This window comes from Streptomyces sp. NPDC004327, from assembly GCF_042873935.1.
In the GTDB taxonomy this organism is placed as follows: domain Bacteria; phylum Actinomycetota; class Actinomycetes; order Streptomycetales; family Streptomycetaceae; genus Streptomyces.
Genome location: NZ_JBIAME010000001.1, coordinates 971,967 through 989,945, shown reverse-complemented (window position 1 = coordinate 989,945; position 17,979 = coordinate 971,967). Strand labels below are relative to the sequence as shown.

15 protein-coding genes and 3 pseudogenes are annotated in these 17,979 nt (G+C 74.9%); 10 read left to right on the top strand and 8 right to left on the bottom strand.

Annotation, left to right across the window (positions count from 1 at the left end; translation table 11 throughout):
* Positions 1-189: 189 nt before the first annotated feature.
* From ACFYU9_RS04270 to ACFYU9_RS04245, 6 genes are all read left to right on the top strand, one after another.
* Positions 190-2,280 (top strand): hypothetical protein, encoded by a 2,091-nt coding sequence (locus tag ACFYU9_RS04270; RefSeq protein ID WP_389342219.1) that lies wholly within the window; start codon positions 190-192, stop codon positions 2,278-2,280.
* 5 nt (positions 2,281-2,285) lie between these two features.
* Entirely contained in the window at positions 2,286-3,275 is a 990-nt protein-coding gene (locus tag ACFYU9_RS04265; protein WP_389342216.1) for an aldo/keto reductase family oxidoreductase, read from the top strand.
* Positions 3,276-3,505: 230 nt separating this feature from the next.
* A complete protein-coding gene (locus ACFYU9_RS04260; RefSeq protein ID WP_389214851.1) occupies positions 3,506-4,312 on the top strand; it encodes an N-formylglutamate amidohydrolase in 807 nt (268 codons plus the stop codon).
* A 26-nt stretch (positions 4,313-4,338) separates the two neighbouring features.
* Entirely contained in the window at positions 4,339-4,608 is a 270-nt protein-coding gene (locus ACFYU9_RS04255) for a DUF6296 family protein (RefSeq protein WP_389214854.1), read from the top strand.
* 9 nt (positions 4,609-4,617) lie between these two features.
* Complete coding sequence (locus ACFYU9_RS04250; protein WP_389214858.1) at positions 4,618-4,950, top strand: hypothetical protein; 333 nt, start codon at positions 4,618-4,620, stop codon at positions 4,948-4,950.
* A gap of 154 nt (positions 4,951-5,104) precedes the next feature.
* Positions 5,105-7,288, top strand: a complete 2,184-nt coding sequence (locus ACFYU9_RS04245) for a protein kinase (protein ID WP_389342213.1) — start codon at positions 5,105-5,107, stop codon at positions 7,286-7,288.
* A 133-nt stretch (positions 7,289-7,421) separates the two neighbouring features.
* Here ACFYU9_RS04245 and ACFYU9_RS04240 read toward each other — a convergent pair whose 3' ends face one another.
* Entirely contained in the window at positions 7,422-8,222 is an 801-nt protein-coding gene (locus ACFYU9_RS04240; RefSeq protein WP_389342983.1) for a chitosanase, read from the bottom strand.
* A 6-nt stretch (positions 8,223-8,228) separates the two neighbouring features.
* A pseudogene (locus ACFYU9_RS04235) lies at positions 8,229-8,651 on the bottom strand (discoidin domain-containing protein); the annotation flags it as partial.
* Between the two features lie 261 nt (positions 8,652-8,912).
* On the opposite strand from ACFYU9_RS04235, the gene ACFYU9_RS04230 reads away from it, so the two are divergent.
* Both ACFYU9_RS04230 and ACFYU9_RS04225 read left to right on the top strand, forming a co-directional pair.
* A complete protein-coding gene (locus tag ACFYU9_RS04230; RefSeq protein ID WP_389342210.1) occupies positions 8,913-9,416 on the top strand; it encodes a hypothetical protein in 504 nt (167 codons plus the stop codon).
* 37 nt (positions 9,417-9,453) lie between these two features.
* Positions 9,454-10,761, top strand: a complete 1,308-nt coding sequence (locus ACFYU9_RS04225; protein WP_389342207.1) for an NAD(P)/FAD-dependent oxidoreductase — start codon at positions 9,454-9,456, stop codon at positions 10,759-10,761.
* A 49-nt stretch (positions 10,762-10,810) separates the two neighbouring features.
* On the opposite strand, the gene ykgO is transcribed toward ACFYU9_RS04225, so the two are convergent.
* The 4 genes from ykgO to ACFYU9_RS04205 all read right to left on the bottom strand — a co-directional run bounded on the left by ykgO (position 10,811) and on the right by ACFYU9_RS04205 (position 13,380).
* Entirely contained in the window at positions 10,811-10,933 is a 123-nt protein-coding gene (gene ykgO / locus ACFYU9_RS04220) for a type B 50S ribosomal protein L36 (protein ID WP_389214869.1), read from the bottom strand.
* A gap of 82 nt (positions 10,934-11,015) precedes the next feature.
* Entirely contained in the window at positions 11,016-11,180 is a 165-nt protein-coding gene (gene rpmG / locus ACFYU9_RS04215) for a 50S ribosomal protein L33 (RefSeq protein ID WP_389214872.1), read from the bottom strand.
* A 335-nt stretch (positions 11,181-11,515) separates the two neighbouring features.
* Positions 11,516-12,559, bottom strand: a complete 1,044-nt coding sequence (locus ACFYU9_RS04210; protein WP_389342204.1) for a CU044_5270 family protein — start codon at positions 12,557-12,559, stop codon at positions 11,516-11,518.
* A gap of 2 nt (positions 12,560-12,561) precedes the next feature.
* Positions 12,562-13,380, bottom strand: a complete 819-nt coding sequence (locus ACFYU9_RS04205) for an RNA polymerase sigma factor (protein ID WP_389342201.1) — start codon at positions 13,378-13,380, stop codon at positions 12,562-12,564.
* Between the two features lie 202 nt (positions 13,381-13,582).
* On the opposite strand from ACFYU9_RS04205, the gene ACFYU9_RS04200 reads away from it, so the two are divergent.
* The gene (locus ACFYU9_RS04200; RefSeq protein ID WP_389342198.1) at positions 13,583-15,226 is read left to right on the top strand and encodes a serine protease; all 1,644 of its coding nucleotides are present in this window, start codon (positions 13,583-13,585) and stop codon (positions 15,224-15,226) included.
* A gap of 37 nt (positions 15,227-15,263) precedes the next feature.
* Positions 15,264-16,096: pseudogene (locus ACFYU9_RS04195) on the top strand (IS5 family transposase).
* A gap of 339 nt (positions 16,097-16,435) precedes the next feature.
* Here the strand turns inward: ACFYU9_RS04195 and ACFYU9_RS04190 are convergent.
* Both ACFYU9_RS04190 and ACFYU9_RS04185 read right to left on the bottom strand, forming a co-directional pair.
* Positions 16,436-17,335: pseudogene (locus tag ACFYU9_RS04190) on the bottom strand (sigma-70 family RNA polymerase sigma factor); the annotation flags it as partial.
* A 51-nt stretch (positions 17,336-17,386) separates the two neighbouring features.
* On the bottom strand, positions 17,387-17,863 hold the full coding sequence (locus ACFYU9_RS04185) for a DUF4440 domain-containing protein (RefSeq protein ID WP_389342195.1): 477 nt from the start codon (positions 17,861-17,863) through the stop codon (positions 17,387-17,389).
* Positions 17,864-17,979 lie beyond the last annotated feature (116 nt).

Here is a 17,979-nt window from a genome sequence, read left to right as displayed (position 1 = left end):
GTGTTCGACAGTCGGCCCGCCCTTGCGCCCGCGCCCGCGCCGCCGGATGCGGCGACGCGACCACGTCCGATTGTATACAAACCGTTGAAGCGAGGTGTCGGCGGGCCGCGAGCGGACCCGTGATGCAGCCGCGCTCAACCCACTGACCAGGCCTTTCACGTGTCAGAGACCGCTGCCATAATCCGGATCATGATCAAGGGTGACGCGATCCGTCATGTGCCGGAGCTGGGAATGGTGGTGATCCCACCGGGCGATCCCAAGGTCTCGGTGGCGTTCGCCGTGTTCGACGACTCGCTCGCCGCGCTGCGCGCCTTCGTCCTCGGCCGACTGAAGGAGAGCGGGGCCCCGCCGCGGACCCGCCTGCCGGTCGTGGTGGGGCTCAGCCCGCGGCCCGACAACGCGCACAATCCCCGGGCCGTGTCGGTCACCGCGCCGCCGAGTGCGGGCGGCACGGTGCACGAACGGCACCTGGGGTACGCGTACGACAGCCTCCTGCACTTCCACGGCGCCGACATCCACCGTCTCGCCGAGGCCTCGCCCGTACCCGTCGGCTGCCACGGCTGGATCGAACTCGAGCCGATCGACGAGGACGAACTCGACGACGCGGACGGCGACGGTGAGGGCGCGGCGGGGGCGGACCGGGTGCCGGACCGGCGGCGGCCGTTCACCCGGGCCGAGCAGCTGGCCGCGGGCCACTGGATCGGGGCCGTACGGCTCAATCTGCCCGACCGGGACACGCTGCGCGCGCTCGTCGACGCCTTCGACGCCCCGACGCCGCCCCCAGCAGCGGCGCCCGCCGTGGCCGGGCCTCCGGCCGGCGGTCTGCCGGCCCGCGACCGCGAGGCGGAGGAGCGGGTCCGGGCCTGGGCGCGGTACCGGACGCGGACACACGAGCACGAGGGGTTGCGGGCGATCAGCCGGACGGTCCACGGCCGCGCGTCGGTGCTCGTCGTGGACCGCGCGGGTGTTCAGGCGGGCGAGTTCCACCTGCCCGACGGCCCGCTGACGCTGCTCGACGAGCGGGCCCGCGCGGAGGCCGTGGCCGCGCTGCGGCGCCACGGCGTCGAACCGCCGCACGCGGAGCTCACGGACGGCTTCCCCGACGCGACGGTCCTCGTCGACGAGGTGTGGTCGCTGCGCCCGGTCGTGGACTCGGTCGCGCTGCGCGACCTGCCGGAGGCGGGCACCTACGACCCGGAGACGGGGACGCTCACCGTGTACGCCCACGCCTACGCCGAGCCGATGGCCGCGCTCGTACGGCGGCACGGCGGCCACCCGCGCACCGTCGTCCGCCGCGCGCCGGACACGGAGACCGCGGAGCACAACCGAAGGGCCGGGCTGCCCGCGGCGCAGGCCGGTCCGCTGCGCGCCACCTCCCGGCTCACCGCGCGCGCGAAGGCGCTGGTTCCGGAGCGGCACCGGCCGTGGCTGGGCGCCCGGACGGTGGTCCCCGGTGCGCGACAGCCCGCGACGGCCGGCGCCGGCAACCCGTACTACACGCGCGAGCTGACGGCGATGTTCGGCGAGGCCGGGGAGCCGCGGCGGGCGGCGGAGTGCCGGCTGTGCGGCGCCCCGGCGTTGGAGGCCGCGGCCGGGATCGCGTACTGCTTCGGCTGCTGCCGGCTGGCCCAGCGCGGAGTGGTCCGGGACAACGGGACGGACGGTCCGTGGACGGACGCCGTCCTCCACGCCGTGCGCCGGCTGGTCGAGATCGAGTTCTCCGGGCCGCCGTCGCTCGCCCAGCTCAAACGGGTGTCGGTGACCGATCCGGAGGTCGCCGACGAGGCGATGCTCTGCCGGTTCCTGGTGCCCCGGCCCTTCGCCCGCGTGACGACCGCCCGCCCGGCGCGGGCGACACGGACCTGGACGGAGTGGCTGCGGCTCGCCGGGGTCCTCGACGACGGGGTGCGCCGGTCGATGGGCACGGTCACGGTGGCGAGCGACGGGCATCCGTGCCGCTCGCTGTTCGAGCGGCACGTCGACGACTTCCTCCACCACTGGGGCGTGGCGCACGAACCGGAGCCGCACTACCCGCGGCACCCCGAGCTGAACACGACGGGCCTGCGGGCCGACTGGGTGCTCGCCGACGGCACGTACGTCGAGGCGCTCGGCCTCATGGAGCAGGAGCGGTACGCGCAGAAGGCGCGCCGCAAGGCCGAGCTGGCGCGCGCGTCGGGCATACGCCTGGTCACGGTGACGGCCGGGGACCTGGACCGGCTCCCGGAGATCTTCGCGCCCTGGCTGCCCGGCCGGGCCGGCGGCCGGCCTGTGGGAGGGTGAGGCCCGTGACCTCGACGCGAGAAACCGACGACACCCACGACACGCCCACGTCCGCGATACCGGGCGGCCGGGTCCTGCTCGGCTGCATGGGCCTGGGCGGGAGCTGGGACGCCGCCCCCCACTCCCCCGCCGATGTCGACGCCGCCGAGGCGGCGATCGTGGCGGCCCTGGACAGCGGCATCACCGCCTTCGACCACGCCGACATCTACCGGCACGGCAAGGCGGAGGCCGTCTTCGGCGAGGTCCTGGCCCGGACGCCGGGGCTGCGCGAGCGGATCACCCTCCAGTCGAAGTGCGGCATCCGGCTCGCCGACGGCGACCGGCCCGGCCACTACGACCTGCGCGGGCCGAGCATCGTGCGCCGCGTCGAGGAGAGCCTCGCCCGGCTGCGCACCGACGTCCTCGACGTGCTGCTGCTGCACCGGCCCGACCCGCTCGCCGACCCGGCGGAGGTCGCCGAGGCCCTGGAGTCGCTCCACCGCCAGGGGCTCGTACGGCGCTTCGGCGTCTCCAACATGAGCGCGCCGCAGATCGCCCGGCTCCAGGCCCACCTCTCGCTGCCGCTGGTCGCGAACCAGCTGGAGCTGAGCCTGCTGCGCCGCGACTGGCTCGAGGACGGCGTGCTGGTCAACACGGCCGCGTCGGCCGGCATCGGCTTCCCCGCCGGCACGGTCGAGCACTGCCTGGCCCACGGCGTCGGGCTGCAGGCGTGGGGCCCGCTGGCCCAGGGCCGCTACACCGGGCGTCAGGAGACCCCGGAAGAGCACGCCACGGCCGAGCTGGTCGCCCGGCTCGCGAAGGAGAAGGGCACCACCCCGGAGACGATCGTGCTGTGGTGGCTCCAGCGCCACCCCGCCCGCATCGCCCCGGTCATCGGCACGAGCCGCCCCGAGCGCATCCGCGCCTGCCGGGACGCGGCCGTCGCCGCCCCGGACCTCGGGCACGAGGAGTGGTACCGCCTCTGGATCACGGCCCGGGGCACGGCCCTGCCGTAACGGGGCGCGGGCCTGACGTAACGGGGCGCGGCCGTGCCGTAACGGGGCGCGGGCCGGACGTAACGGGGAGCAGCCCTCCTGTAACCGACGGCCGGAGACGACAGCAGCGGCCCGGAGGCGACACGGCAGCGGGCCGGGGGCGACAGGGGGGCCGGGCGGGAACCCGGGGCGCGTCCCGGCCGTTACCGAAGCGCAGGACCGAACGAGCCGGGGACAGGAGCCCGCCAGAGATGATCGACGCGCCGCACGCCGAGGCGTCCTCCTTCGCACAGCTCGCCGGGGATCCCGACTCCCCCGTGCTGCTCCACGTGCCGCATTCCTCCCGCGTGCTGCCCCCGGACGTGCGCGCGGACGTCGTCCTCGGCGACGCGGAGCTCGAGCGCGAGCTCGACCACATCACCGACGCGCACACCGAGGAGATCGCGGCCGTCGCGGCGAAGTCGGCGGGCACGGCGCCCTGGCGGTTCGTCAACCGGCTGTCCCGGCTGGTGGTCGACCCCGAGCGGTTCCCGGACGAGCGCGAGGAGATGCTGGCGGTCGGGATGGGCGCGGTGTACACGCGGACCACCCATCGCGCGGAGCTGCGGCCGGCCGGCTTCGATCCCGGACCGCTCGTCGCCCGCTACTTCACGCCGTACGCCGAGGCGGTGACCCGGGCCGTGGACGAGCGGCTCGCGGCGGTGGGGCGCGCCGTGATCGTGGACGTCCACTCGTACCCGACGGCGCCGCTCCCGTACGAGCTGCACGGCGACGGCGAGCGGCCGCCCGTCTGCCTCGGCACGGACCCCTTCCACACCCCGCCCGCGCTGCTCGCGGCGGCGCGGCGGGCGTTCGCCGGCTTCGGCGGGGTGGGGACGGACAGCCCGTTCGCCGGGACGTACGTGCCGCTGGCGCACTACGGGAAGGACCCACGGGTCACGGCGCTGATGGTGGAGATCCGCCGCGACCTCTACATGACCGAGCCGGGCGGCCCCGCCGGGCCGGGCGCGCGGGCCCTGGGCTGCGCCCTGGCCGCCCTCGTCGACGCCGTCTCCTGAGCGCGGCGCCCGGGTCCCCGCGTAAGATGGGGCGGGTGAGCGCACTGCGGTACGAGCTGGTGTTCTCCGACGGGACGGGCGAGGCCCGGGACGTCGTGGTCGTCGAGCGGACCCCGGCCAGGGGACCCGGCGGGCACCCGGTCTACACCGACGGGACCGGCATCATCCGCGCCGAGATCAGCGACCGCGCCGAGGTGCGGATCCTCGCCTCGGGCGGCCACCAGGAAGCGCCGCAGGCAGTGGTGGCCAGGCGGCTTCCGGAGGCCCCGGACGCAGGTGGCGCGGACGTCGCCTAAGCTTCCCGGATGACCACGATCGACCCCTCATCCGCAGACACCGACCCGCGTTACGTCCGGGTCACCATCGAGCTCGTCGCCGAGATCACCGACGAGCGGGCCCTCAAGGCCGCCGCCCTGGAGCAGGTGCGGAACGACGAGTACCTGGACGACGCCGAGCGCGCCCAGTCCGTCGAGGCGATCGAGCTGGACCCGTCCGGCTCCCTCGCCCACTTCATCGACCCGATCGAGCTGCTCGGCGACGTCCCCGGCGTCGAGCTGACCTCGGCCACCTGGGAGTCCGCCCACACCGAGTACGACCCGGACGAGGAGACCTGGGAAGAGCACTCCGTAGAGGACTGATCCAGGTCCAGGTTCCTGATCCAGGTCCTGATCCAGGGCCACTCTCCTTCCCCGCCGCTTCTCCGCCGCCTCCTTCCGTCGCGCGGTGCTCGACCGGAGCACCGCGTGGCTGGTAGGAGATCCCTGCACAGTACGTCGCGCGAGGGGGCACGGGATGAAGCCGCTGGAGGCAGGGGATCCGGCATCGGTCGGCGACGGCCGGTACCGGCTGGTCGGACGGCTCGGCCAGGGCGGCATGGGGGTGGTGTACCTGGGCCGCTCCCGCTCCGGGCGGGCCGTTGCGGTCAAGGTCGTACGGCCCGAGCTGGGCACCGACCCCGATTTCCGGCGCCGCTTCGCCCGCGAGGTGGCGGCGGCCCGGCAGGTCGGCGGTTTCCACACCGCGCCCGTGGTCGACGCGGACCCCGACGGGCAGCCGGCCTGGCTGGTCACCGCGTACGTCCCCGGGCCCACGCTCCGCAGCGTCCTCGACCGCGTCGGGGCGCTGCCCGCCGACAGTCTCACCGTCCTCGCCGCCGGGCTCGCGGAGGCCCTGGAGTCCATCCACCGGGCCGGGGTGGTCCACCGCGACCTCAAGCCCGCCAACATCATCGCCGCCGAGGACGGGCCGCGCGTCATCGACTTCGGCATCGCCCGGGCCCTCGACGGCACCTCGGCCCTCACCCGCACCGGTCTCCAGGTCGGCACGCCCGGCTATCTCGCGCCGGAGCAGCTCACCGGCGGCACGATCACCCCGGCCGTCGACATGTTCGCACTGGGCGTCGTGCTCTGCCAGGCCGCGGGCGGCGCGCCCTTCGGCGACGGCTCGTCGGCGAGCGCGCTCTACCGCGTCGTCCACGAGGAACCCGAGCTCACCGCCGTCCCCATCGCACTGCGCGGCCTCGTCGCCGCCTGCCTGGCCAAGGACCCGGAGCACCGGCCCACGCCCACGACGCTGCTCGACGCGCTGACCGTTCCACAGCGGGCGGACGGCGGCTGGCTGCCGGACGACGCGACGGTGCTGCTCGCGGCGGCCGGGGAGCATCCGCCGACCGAGGCCGCACGGGAGGAGCCCGTACGGGAGGAGGCGGTACGGGAGGAGCCCGCCGGGTCCGCCGTCCCTGAGGCCGCCCTGGATGCCGCTCCGCGTCCGGCTCCGGATCCGGTTCGGGATCCGGTTCGGGATCCGGATCCCGCCCCGGCGGCCGTGCCGGAATCCGTCCCCGACAGCGGCGGGCACGCGCCCACGGTCGTGCCCGATCCCGCACCCGTACCCACGCCCGCACCCATGCCCGAGCCCACGCCAGTGTTCGTGCCCGCGCCCGAGCCCGTGACCACACCCGACACCTCCACGGCCCGGCGCTCGCGCCGTCGCCGTACGGCCGTGGGTGCCGCGCTCGTCGTGTGCGCGGTCGCCGCCGGGCTGCTGGTCTGGCGGCCCTGGCAGGCGGAGACGCCGGGCGGCGGGGCGAAGCCCGGTGGCGGGGCGAGGAGCGGGGGCCGGGCGACGGCGGCCGGGCCCGCGCCGTTCCCGGCCACGTCCCTGTTGGTCCGTCAGGACACCGCGCCCGGCTGGCCCCGGAGCTGCCACGGCGTGATCGCGATCCGCCCGGCGCGCGCGGACACGCCGCGCCGGCTGATCGACGACGGCGCGTGCGACATGCTGCCGCAGTGGGCGCCGGACCGGGCGTCGTTCGCGTTCACGCGCCGCACGTCCGGGGAGACGGCGGTGTGGACGGCGCGGGCCGACGGCTCGGGCGCCCGGCGGATCGCCGCGATCGCGGGCGGGCGGGTGTCGTGGTCGCCGGACGGCACCCGGCTCGCCGTACTGCGTGTGGTGGACGGTGTGCAGCAGCTGTTCGAGGTGACCGTGGCCGACGGTTCGGCCCGGCAGCTGACCCGTGGAACCGGTCGGGTGGAGGATCCGGCGTGGTCACCGGACGGTGCGCGCATCGCCGTCTGCCTGGAGGCGTCCGGGCCGGGCGACTGGCAGATCCACACGGTGGATCCGTCGGCGCCGGACCGGGAGCCCGTGCAGCTGACCAGGCTGCCGCACCCGGCGCTCGATCCCGTCTGGTCCCCGGACGGCCGGACCTTCGCGTACACCGCCGGTGGTTACCAGCGGACCACCACCCGGGGCGACATCCATCTGGTCCGCACCGACGGCTCCGGCGACCGGCCGCTCGTGGCGACCGCGGCGCACGAGATGGACCCGGCGTGGTCGGCGGACGGCGGCTGGCTGGCCTTCGTCCGGGGCCCGTACGAGAAGCCGGTGATCTGGGCGGTCCGCGCGGACGGCACGGACGAACGGCGGCTGACGACCGGTGACGTGCCGGAGGGGCACCCCGCCTGGCGGTGAGGACGCCCGGGGCCCGCTCCGGAACGACGCGGACGAGGCGACGAGGCGACGAGGCGACGAGGCGACGACGCAGACAAGACGGCGGCGGTACGGGGCAGGGCCCGCACCGCCGCCGTGGTCGTGCCGCGCCGCGTCAGCCGGTGATGGAGTACGGGTCGCCGTAGACGCTCCAGTACAGCGGCGTGTTGAGGTCGTAGTTGTTCTCGTTGAGGAAGCGGCGCTGGGCGGTGCTCACGCGGGTGGTGTCGCTGTGGGCCTCCTCCTTGCGCATCTCCTCCTCGCGCGCGTCGAGGAAGGCGTTGAGGTACGTCTTCTCGTTGCCGCCGCGCGAGGGCGGGGTCGCCCGGGACATGGCGACGGCGCGGATGGAGCGGAAGCCGTCCTCGCCGTGCATCACGGCGGCGTCGTAGTAAGCGAACTGGCCGAGCGCGCGCAGGCCGTCGGCCTTGGCCTGGGAGACGGCGGGGTTGAAGTAGACCCGGTCGCGCTCCTCCTCCTGCGTCTGGGTGAAGACGGAGTCCCGCGCGGCCTGGCGCCAGGCGGCCGGGAAGCCGGGGTCGAGGCCCTCGTGGGAGTCGGTGCCGTTGACCCTGCGCAGGGCGGGCAGGTAGGAGGCGAGCGGGTTGCCCGGCTGCTTGGCGGTGTAGCGCTCGACGAGGTCCAGCATGTCGCCGGTGCCGGAGCAGAAGCCGATGATGCCGGCGGTGTAGCCACGGCCGTCCTTGATGTCCTCGATGTAGGCGAACTGGGCGCGCCAGTCGAGGGAGGAGTTCTCGAAGGAGGACACCAGTTTCATGGCGATCTCCTTCTTGCGCGGGTCGTCGAGGTTGGTGCCGGTGGTGGGCGGCGGGGTGGTGGAGCCGGTGCCGTACGCCTCGACCTCGTAGAGCGAGTAGCCGTACGGGGTGCCGCGCTGGGTGCCGAAGACGCGCAGGTAGCGGCCGGTGCCGTCGACGGCGAGGTCGTCGGTGCCGCCGTCGCCTGTGGTGGTCGAGTAGAGCCCGCGCCAGGTCGATCCGTCGTCGGAGACCTCGACGCGGTACGCCTTGGCGTACGCCGCCTCCCACTTGAGCACGACCCGCTTGACGGCGGTGCCGGCGCCGAGATCGACGCGTATCCACTGGTTGTCGACGCCCTCGGTGCTGGCCCAGCGGGTGCTGGTGGAGCCGTCGACGGCCTTGGCACCGGTCAGCGTGCTGCTCTCGGTGGACGAGGTGGTGACGGGCCGGCCCTGGGCGAGGTTGCCGGCCGCGGCGGTGGCGGGCGTGAGGCCGGACAGGGCGGGGAGCAGGAGCCCGGTCGCCGCGGCGGCGACGAGGGCGGCGGTGCGGTGGCGCCGGAGTGCGTTGATGGTGGGGGGCATGTCACTCCTCGATCTCGGGTTCGCGTTTCGGGGTGCTCGTTCCTGTGTGCGCACGGAGCCGATTAATAGGAAAGCTTCCTAACTGTCGACGAAGGTGAGCGTAGGGGGAGCCCCGGTGGCGCGCAAGAGGAGGGAACGGAAAGGGAGTTGAGTGGGCGTTGGATCCTGGCACAGGCAGGCCCCAAGAACGTGCTTGACCTGCGAAAACCCCCCATCGCACACTTGCCCGACCCCAGGGGGGTGGCTGAGGAGGGGGACCGGATGAGCACGATCGACGCCGGCCGCGGTCGAGCGATGGGCCGGCGCGGGTACTGGGACGACGTGCGGATGCGGATGGCGAAAACGACGGCCCGGGCGCACGACAACGAGCTCACCACCGAGGCCCAGGCCCGGGCCTTCGCCGACGACCTGGCGCGGGGCGACGGCGAAGGGTCCGTGGCCGCCGTGGATCCGACCGACCGTGACGCCGTCGTGCGCGCCGCGACCGTCGAGGCACTGTCCGGGCCGTGGAACGCTCCGGTGCGGCTGATCGGCCGCTACCGCCCCGCCGCATGGGCGGTCGCCATGACCCTGGCCTTGGCCGGCAACCTGCTGCTGCGCCGGTGGAACGTCGTCTACCCGATCGGTCTGTGGGGCTGGCTGTGGGTCGCGCCCGTGCTGCTCGCAGACCGCCGCTTCGCCGCCGTGCGCACGCAGGCGGAAGCACGCCATGTCGCCGCGCTCGAAGCGTCGTTCGAAGCCGCGCGCGCCGAGCGGAGGCGATAGGGTCCCGGCGGGGCATCGGATCGGCAGTGGGGGTCGGATGAAGAGGGCCGTCGTCATGGGCGGCAGCTACGCGGGGCTGTTCGCCGCGCGGGTGCTGAGCGAATACGCCGAGGAGGTCGTCGTCCTCGAAGCGGACGGCGCCGTCGGCGAAGACGGGATCGGGACGCGCGCCCCGCAGCGGCGGCAGCTGCACGCGCTGCTGGCCATGGGGCACAGTCAGCTGGAGCGCTGGTTCCCCGGGATCACGGCGGAGCTCGTCGCGGGCGGCGCGCTGCTCGGCGAGGGCGACGACGTCGCCTTCTACCTGGACGGGCGGCGGAAGGTCGCCGCCGAGGGCACCCGGATGCTGGGTGCCACGCGGCCGTTCCTGGAGGCGGCGGTACGGCGGCGGGTGGCCGGCCTGACGAACGTCCGCCTCGTGACCGCGCGGGCCACCGGGCTCGTCGTCGAGCGCGGCCGGGTCGGCGGCGTGAGCACGGCGGACGGCGAGGTGTTCGAGGCGGAGTTCGCCGTGGACGCGACGGGCCGCTCCAGCCGGCTCGGCAACTGGCTGGAAGAGGACGGCTGGGAGCGGGCGCCGGTCTCCCGGATGCGGATCGATCTCGGCTACGCGACCGGCACGTTCCGGCGCGGCGACGAGCTCGGCAGCACGGTCGTCGTGCACGGCAGCCCCGGCCCGGCGAGCGGCTACCGGCCGACCGTAACGGAGCCCGGCGGGCTCGTCGCCGTCGAGGACGACCGCTGGTCGGTCGTCCTGGCCGGGTACGCGGGCGACCGGCCCGGGCAGGACCCGGAAGAGTTCCGGGCCCGGATGCGCCGCTGCGTGGAGCCCCTGCGCACGGTCGCCGACGCCTGCGAGATGGCCGGCCCGGTGGAGACGTTCCACGTCGCGGAGAGCTTGCGGCGCGACTACCTGCGCCTCGGCCGCTTCCCGGGCGGCCTCGTGGTGCTCGGTGACGCGCTCGCCTCGGTGAACCCGGTGTACGGGCAGGGGCTCACGCTCGCCGCCCTCCAGGCCAACTCCCTGGCCGCGCACCTGCGTTCGGGCGCGTCGCCGCGGGACCCGGCCCGGGGCTACTTCCGGCGCGCGGCGACCGTCGTCGACGCGGCCTGGCAGTTGTCGACCACCGCCGACCTGGCCCAGCCGCACGTCGACGGCCCCTATCCGCCCGGCTACCCGCTGATCCGGTGGGTCGGCGACCGGATCACGGAGGCGTCGATCGTGGACCGCGCCGTGAACACCACGTACACGAACGTGCTGAACATGGTCGAGCACCCGCGCGCGCTCACGCGCCCGGGGCTGCTGCTGCGCACGGCCAGGGTGCTGCTCACCCGGGCCCGATAGGCGCACGGCCCCGTCCGCGCCGGGCGCGGACGGGGCCGTCGGGAGGGCGTCAGCCCTGGCGGGCCTTGGCGCGGGGGTCCTTGCGGTTGATCACATAGACCCGGCCGCGGCGGCGGACCACCTGGGCGCCGGGGCGCGCCTTCAGGGAGCGGAGGGAGTTGCGTACCTTCATGAGGTTCCTTCCGGTGTGGGTGTGCGTGTACGTGCGTGCGGGTACGTGTGTGCGCTTCGTACGGGGGCGTGGTCCGCCCGGGTCAGCGCTGTTCGCGGAAGTCCACGTGGGCGCCGACGACGGGGTCGTACTTGCGCAGGACGAGGCGGTCGGGGTCGTTCTGGCGGTTCTTGCGGGTCACGTAGGTGACTCCGGTGCCGGCCGTGGACCTCAGGGTGACCACGGGGCGCTGGGTGCTGCGGGACATGAATGCTCCTTCCGGCCGGCGGCCGCGCCGGGATCCGCGACTGGATCTTTGACTCGGCCATGTCAGCCACCCCTTGCAACACAGGCACCTCCGGCCTCATTCCCGCGCGAGCCCATACAGCGGACAGGGTGCTGGGCGAGATCAGGGATCCAGCCATTCCGCTGTCCTGTCGCTTCGTCGCTTCGCACATTCCACACGGGCACAGGGGGGAACAAGCCCCTCAAGAGCTCGCCCAGCACCTACATGACGCTCGACGTCACCGTGTGGCGCACCGCCGCACCGGCCGGTTCGGGTGGCTGACCGGGCCGGCCCGCCGGGGTGCCGGGGTGCCGGGGTCAGGACGCGGCCGGAACCACGCCGGGGTGGTCGGCGACCGCCTTGGTGAGGACGGCGGTGGTGCCGAGGAGCGTGCCCGCGGGACCGGCGGAGCCCGCGCGGGTGAGGACCGTGCGCTCGCCGAGGAACGCGGAGGTCGTGCGGTCGAAGATCCACTGGGTCTGTTCGCCGTGCGCGGTACGGGCCACGGCGACGCCGTCGCGGCCCGCCGCGTCCGTCGCGCGCGGCAGCACGGTGGTCCCCGGGATCCGCGCCGCCGCCTCGTACAGCGCGGCGGTCACGCGAGGCGGCGCCCAGGTCTCGGTGAGCAGCGTGCCGATGGCGGTGAAGGCCCGCTGGTGCGGGTCGCCGCCGTCGGTGGGTCGGGTCTGGGCGTAGACGAGCCGGAGCAGGGTCTCGGGGTCGGTGGGCAGCGCGGCGACGAAGGTGTGGGTCGGCTGGGTCACCGACGGCTCGGCCGGGCCGAGGGTGCCGGGGCGGGGCGTGGCGCCGCGGTGGTCGATCAGGCCGACGGGGCCGCGCACGCCGAGCGCGGAGTCGGGCGAGCCCGCCTCGCGCAGCAGGCCCTCCCGGGTCCCGTCGGCGGACAGCCACACCTGGCGGCGGTGCGCCGCCGGCAGCGCGACGGGTCCTCCGTCGGCGCGGCGGGCGGCGTGGGCGGTCAGGCTCTCGATGTAGACGAACTGGTCGGGCCGGGCGGCGGCCCGCGGCGTCGCGGAGGCCGCGAGCGCGGCCCGGGCGAGCACCTGGCCGGCGGTCGGCGCGGCGGGCACGGCGACACCGCCGTCCCGGCTCGGGCCGGCCGGCCCGTGCGGCTCGCCGCTCACCACGGCGGCCACGAGCGTCGCGGCGAGCGCGGCGCCCGCCGCGGCGGGCAGGGCGAACCGCGGTACCCGGCGACGCCGCGCCGGGGCCTGGGCGGCGTTCAGGATCCGGTGGCGGAGGACCTGGTGGCGCAGCGGCGTCAGCTCGGCGGCCTCGGGCGGCGGGAGGAGCTCCACGAGCTCGGCGCGGAGGCGGGTGTCGTCGGCTGGGGTAGGCATGGTCAGTTCTCCGTGACGGGGCGGCGGGACACGAGGACGGGGGCGGTGGCGATGGCGGGGGCGGTGGCGATGGCGGGGGCGGCTGCGGGATCCGGGAGGGTGCCGGCGCCGGGGAGCAGGTCCGGTGCCGGGGCCTGGGCCGGTGCCGGGGCCTGGTCCTGGGCCGGGACTCGGCGCGGCGCCTGGGCCGAAGCAGGAGCAGGAGCCAGGAGCGGAGCCGGGGCCTCGGCCGATGGCTCGGTCACTTCGGCCCCACCCGTACGGACACCCGGCCCCGCACGCCTCGCCGTGCGCAGTTCGGCCTCGGCCAGGGCGCGCAGGCGGTCGCGGGCGCGCGAGAGGCGGGAGCGGACCGTGCCGACGGGGACGCCGAGGGCCTCGCCGGCGGCGGCGTAGTCCAGGCCGGCCCACACCACGAGGGCGAAGACCTCGCGGTCGCGGCGGCGCAGTCGTTTCAGGGCGGCGCGGGCGGCACGCAGTTGTTCGGCGTCGGCCAGCCGGGCGACCACCTCGTCGGAGAAGTCCGGGAGCACGCCGCGGTCGGCGACGCGGGCGAGGGCCGCGTCGCGGCGGCGGGCCTCGCGGGCGGCGCCGCGCAGCACGTTCGTCGCGATGCCGAGCAGCCAGGGGCGCAGGCCGCCGCCGTCCGGATACAGCCGGCCGCGGCTGCGCCAGGCCTCCAGGAAGGTGGCGGACACGGCGTCCTCGGCCGCGGCCGGGTCGCCGCACACGCGCAGCGCGTACCGGTACAGGACCTGCGCGTGCTCGTCGTACGCCTCGCCGAGCGCCGCGGGATCCCCGGCACGGAAACGATCTCTCATAGCTGATTCCACACTGGGTACTGGACGCCGGTTCGTCGGGGTTCCAGTGACGCCCGCCACACCCGCGCACCGCTCACGACTCCCGGCTCCCGGCTCCCGGCTCCCGGCTCCCGGCTCCCGGCTCCCGGCTCCCGGCTCCCGGCTCCCGGCGACTGTGGCACAGGTCACGGGAACGGGGCGGCGGATATGCCCAGTGCAGGTCATGAACGAATCCTCAGCGCATTCCTCCGCCCCCAAGTCCCGCCGGACCGTGCTGCGCGGGCTCGCCGCCACCGCCACCGTGGCCGTCACCGCCACCGCCCTGACGTCCGGCGCCACCGCCACCGCCGCCACGAAGCCGGCGGCCGGCGCGGTCGAGACGTACACCCTGAAGCTCGTCCACCTCGGCCGTACCGGCGCGCCGACCACCGCGCACCGCACCCAGCTCACCGCGCTGTCCGGCCCCGACGCCGGTAGCGGCCAGGTGCCGTCGGCCGGCCCGTCCGACCCGGCCGGCACCGTCACCGTCCGCGTGCCCAAGGGCCGTTACCTGCTGGACAGCACCATCACCACGGAGACGGCGGGCGGCGCCTCCGGCGTCGACTGGCTGGTCCGGCCGCGCCTGGACGTCGACCGCGACACGACCCTGGTGCTCGACGCCCGTACCGCCCGGCCGGTGGACGTCCTCCCACCGGACGCGGGCGCCGTGTTCCGGCACGCCGGGGCGTTCGTGGAGGTCGCGTACCAGGGGACGAAGGGCTTCGCGAACCTCATCACGCCCTCCTCCGACCTGCGGGTGGCGCACCTCGGCCCGGCCACCGAGCGCGGCGCGGTCCGGGCGTGGATCGACACGTACTGGAACGGGCAGCGCGGCACCTACGTCCTCGGCTACACCTTCACCTCCGACCGCGCCCTGACCGGCCTGGTCCGGCATCCGGCGGCGGCCGACCTCGGCACGATCGTCGTCCGCGCCGCCGCGCCCGCGAGCGGACCCGGGTACGGCTTCGTCGACTTCGGGCCGACCGTGGGCCCCTCCCCGGCGCTCGCGAGCGCCCTGCAGGTGCCGGGCAGCGCGACCTACATGGTGACGCCCGAGCGCGGCACCTGGGACGTCGTCTACACCGCGCCGACCGCGTCGGACGAGGAGACCCCCAACCGCTACTTCGCCCTCGGGACCGCGGTCGCGGCCGGGGGCACCACCGTCCTCGCCTTCGACACGCCGGTCTTCGGCCCGGCGCTCGCCACCTCCCGGGGCGCCAAGCCCGCCGCCGTACGCACCGGCAACACGCTTGCCGTGGCGCTGCCGCTGCTCGCCGACGGCGCCGGCAACGTGCCGTCGGCGCCGCCGCACAGCGCCGCCACGACCACGCTGCACCGCAACGGCTCGCTGGTCGGCACCCGTCGCGGCACCCCGGGGCACGCCTCGTTCACCGTGCCGGCCGGCCGGGCCTCCTACCGGCTGACGGCGACGGCGAAGCGGCCGCACGGCAGCGTGACGGCCGCCTGGACGTTCACGTCCGCCGCGACCGGCAGCGCGACGGAACTCCCGCTCAGCGTCGTACGGTTCGCGCCGTCCCTCGGCCCCGACGGTACGGCGGCGCCGCGCCGCGCCGACCACGTCGGCGTGACGGTACGCGGCGCGGCGGAGCGGTCGGGCGTGCGGTCGCTGACCGTGTCCGTGTCGGCGGACGGCGGAGCCACCTGGACTCCGGTGCCGGTTCGGGGCGGGCGGGTCGCGGTCACGAACCCGGGACCGGGCAGGCCGGTGTCGCTGCGGGCGGAGCTCACCGACTCGCTCGGCAACACGCTCACCCAGACCCACATCGACGCGTACACCACGGGCCAGACCGCGCCCAGGACCGCCTAGGCCGTGTCCGTAAAGTCGATTGGTCGTTGGTCCGTTCGTGGTGCGTCGACATGAACTGACGGATGAGTCGTGGGCGTTGATCGCTCCGGTGCTGGCGCCGGGCCGGATGGGCAGGCCGGTGCGGGACCGGCGCCAGGTCGTCAACGGGATCTTGTGGAAGCTGTCCACCGGTGCCGCCTGGCGTGACCTGCCCGAGCGTTACGGTCCGTGGAAGACGGTCTACGAACGCTTCCGGCACTGGTCCGCCGACGGCACCTGGGACCGGCTGCTGGCCCATGTCCAGCAGCATTCCGACGCCGTCGGAATCGTCGACTGGACGATCGCCTGCGTGGACTCGACGACGGTGCGGGCCCACCAGCACGCGGCCGGGGCCCGAAAAGGGGGCCCTGGGAAGGCGAAGCGCTCGGCCGGTCACGCGGCGGGCTGACCAGCAAGATCCACCTCGCCTGCGACGGCCAGGGCCGGCCCCTCGCGTTCACCCTGACCGGCGGGAACGTGAATGACTGCACCCAGTTCGAAGCGGTCATGGACCGGATCCGCATCGCCCGGCCGGGGCCGGGCAGGCCCCGGACCCGGCCCGACCGCGTCGTCGCGGACAAGGGCTACTCGGCCCGCAAGATCCGCGCCTACCTACGACGACGCGGCATCGCCTGCACAATCCCCGAACGGATCGACCAGATCAACAGACGCATCCGCCGCGGCGAGACCCTCTGCCGCCTTGACCGCACCTTCTACCGGCGGCGCAACGTCGTCGAGCGCTGCTTCAACCGGCTCAAGCAGAACCGGGCCCTGGCCACCCGCTACGACAAACGAGCCGCCCACTACCAAGCCATGGTCACCCTCGCCTGCCTCCAACTCTGGCTCCCATGACTTTCCGGACACGACCTAGTACCAGTGGCCCTCACGGGATGTCGCCGTGAGGGCCACCGCCGCGCCGGGCCGAAGCCCGGAGGGAACGGCTAGCTGCGGCGGCCCGAGTTCCGACCGGTCGAGGTCCCACCCGTCGGGGTGCTCCGCGTCCCCGTCGAGGTGCTACCCGTCGAGGTCCGGCGCTTCGTGGTCCGGTACATCGCGGCCCTGTACGTCGCGGTCCGTCACGTCGAAGCCCCGCGCGCCGAGGCCCGCCACACCGGAGTCCGTCTCCTCGACGCCCTCCTCGTCGACGTCCTCCTCATCGACGTCCAACCCCTCGACGTCCGGCGCACCGAACTCCATCGCGGCGAGCCGCTCCGGCTCCGCCACGACCTCGATCCCGGTGATCAGGCCGTCCTCCGCCACCGCGAAGGTGAGCACCAGGCGGAGGCGGCCCTGCGGCGCCATCGCCAGGCCCAGCGCTCCGTCGAGCAGCGCGAGGCCGGTGAACCGGGCCCGGCCCATGGCCGCCATGGCGCCCTGGGCGACGGCGCGGCCGCCGGCGACGAGGATCGGTTCGGGCGTCGGGACGACCAGGCGGTCGGCGTGCAGGACGACGTCCGGGTGGAGCAGGGCGACCAGGGCCTCGAAGTCGCCGCCCCGGGTGGCGGCCAGGAACGCCTCGACGACGCGCCGCTGCCGTACCGCGTCGGCCTCGGCGACGACGGCGCCGCTCTTCACCCGGCGGCGGGCGCGGCTCGCGAGCTGACGGACGGCGGCCGGGGTGCGCTCCAGCATCGGGGCGATGTCCTCGAAGGGCACGGCGAACATGTCGTGCAGCACGAAGGCGAGCCGCTCGGCGGGGGCGAGGGTGTCGAGGACGACGAGCAGGGCGACGCCGACGGAGTCGGCCATCAGGGCCTCCGCCTCGGGGTCTCCGCCGGGACGGCCGGTGTCCGCGCCGGCTGCGCCGGCGGTCCCGCGGGCGGTGTCGGGCTCGCTGAACCGGTCCTCCAGAGAGTCCTCGCGGCGCCGGTCACGGGACCTCAGCATGTTGAGGCAGACCCGGGACACGACGGTGGTGAGCCAGCCGCCGAGGTTCTCGACACCCGCGACACCGGCGCTGTCGGCGCGCAGCCACGCCTCCTGCAGGGCGTCGTCGGCCTCGGCGAGCGAGCCGAGCATGCGGTAGGCCACCGCCCGCAGATGTGTCCGGTCCTGCTCGAACCGCTCGGTCAGCAGCCCGCTGTCGCCCATGTCCTGCGCCCCCGCTCCCCCGTTGTGAACGCCTCATGAAAACACGGGCGTTCAGCCCCCACTCACCGGGGTTCCCTGGTGGTAGTACATCCGCCAGCCGGCGTCGCCCGCGCCCCGGCGCCAGATCGAACTGCGCCTCGCGCGGCGGCCGGCGATTTCGGTCTCGTACGTCAGATGGACGAGATCCGGGGCGAGGAGGACCCCGCGCATGCCGGAAGCCTCGATGCGGGGGCTGTCCGCGCCCGAGCCGTCCAGGGTGGGCAGGGCCTCGACCATCTCCTCGTAGGTCCAGCGCCGCCCCGAGGCGCCGATCTCGACGAACTCGGGGTCGAGCAGCCGCGGGGCGTCCGCCGAGGCCCGGACCTCGGCGTCCAGCAGGCGCAGTTCGCCTTCGACGGCCGCGGCGATCGCCGCCCGCTCCTCGGCGCTCACGCCGCTCGCAGTGTTCTCGGGGTTCTCGGCGTTCACGCCACTCGCAGCGTTCTCGGCGTTCACGCCGCTCTCGGTGTTCTCGGGGTTGTCGATCATGGCCGCATCCTCTCTTCGAATGCGGGCCCCGGGCAACGAATTCCGCACCGACGGGTAGGCGCGCGGCGCGTCTTGCTATACGGTCCGTCCAACGGCTTACTAGACACAGCGTCTAA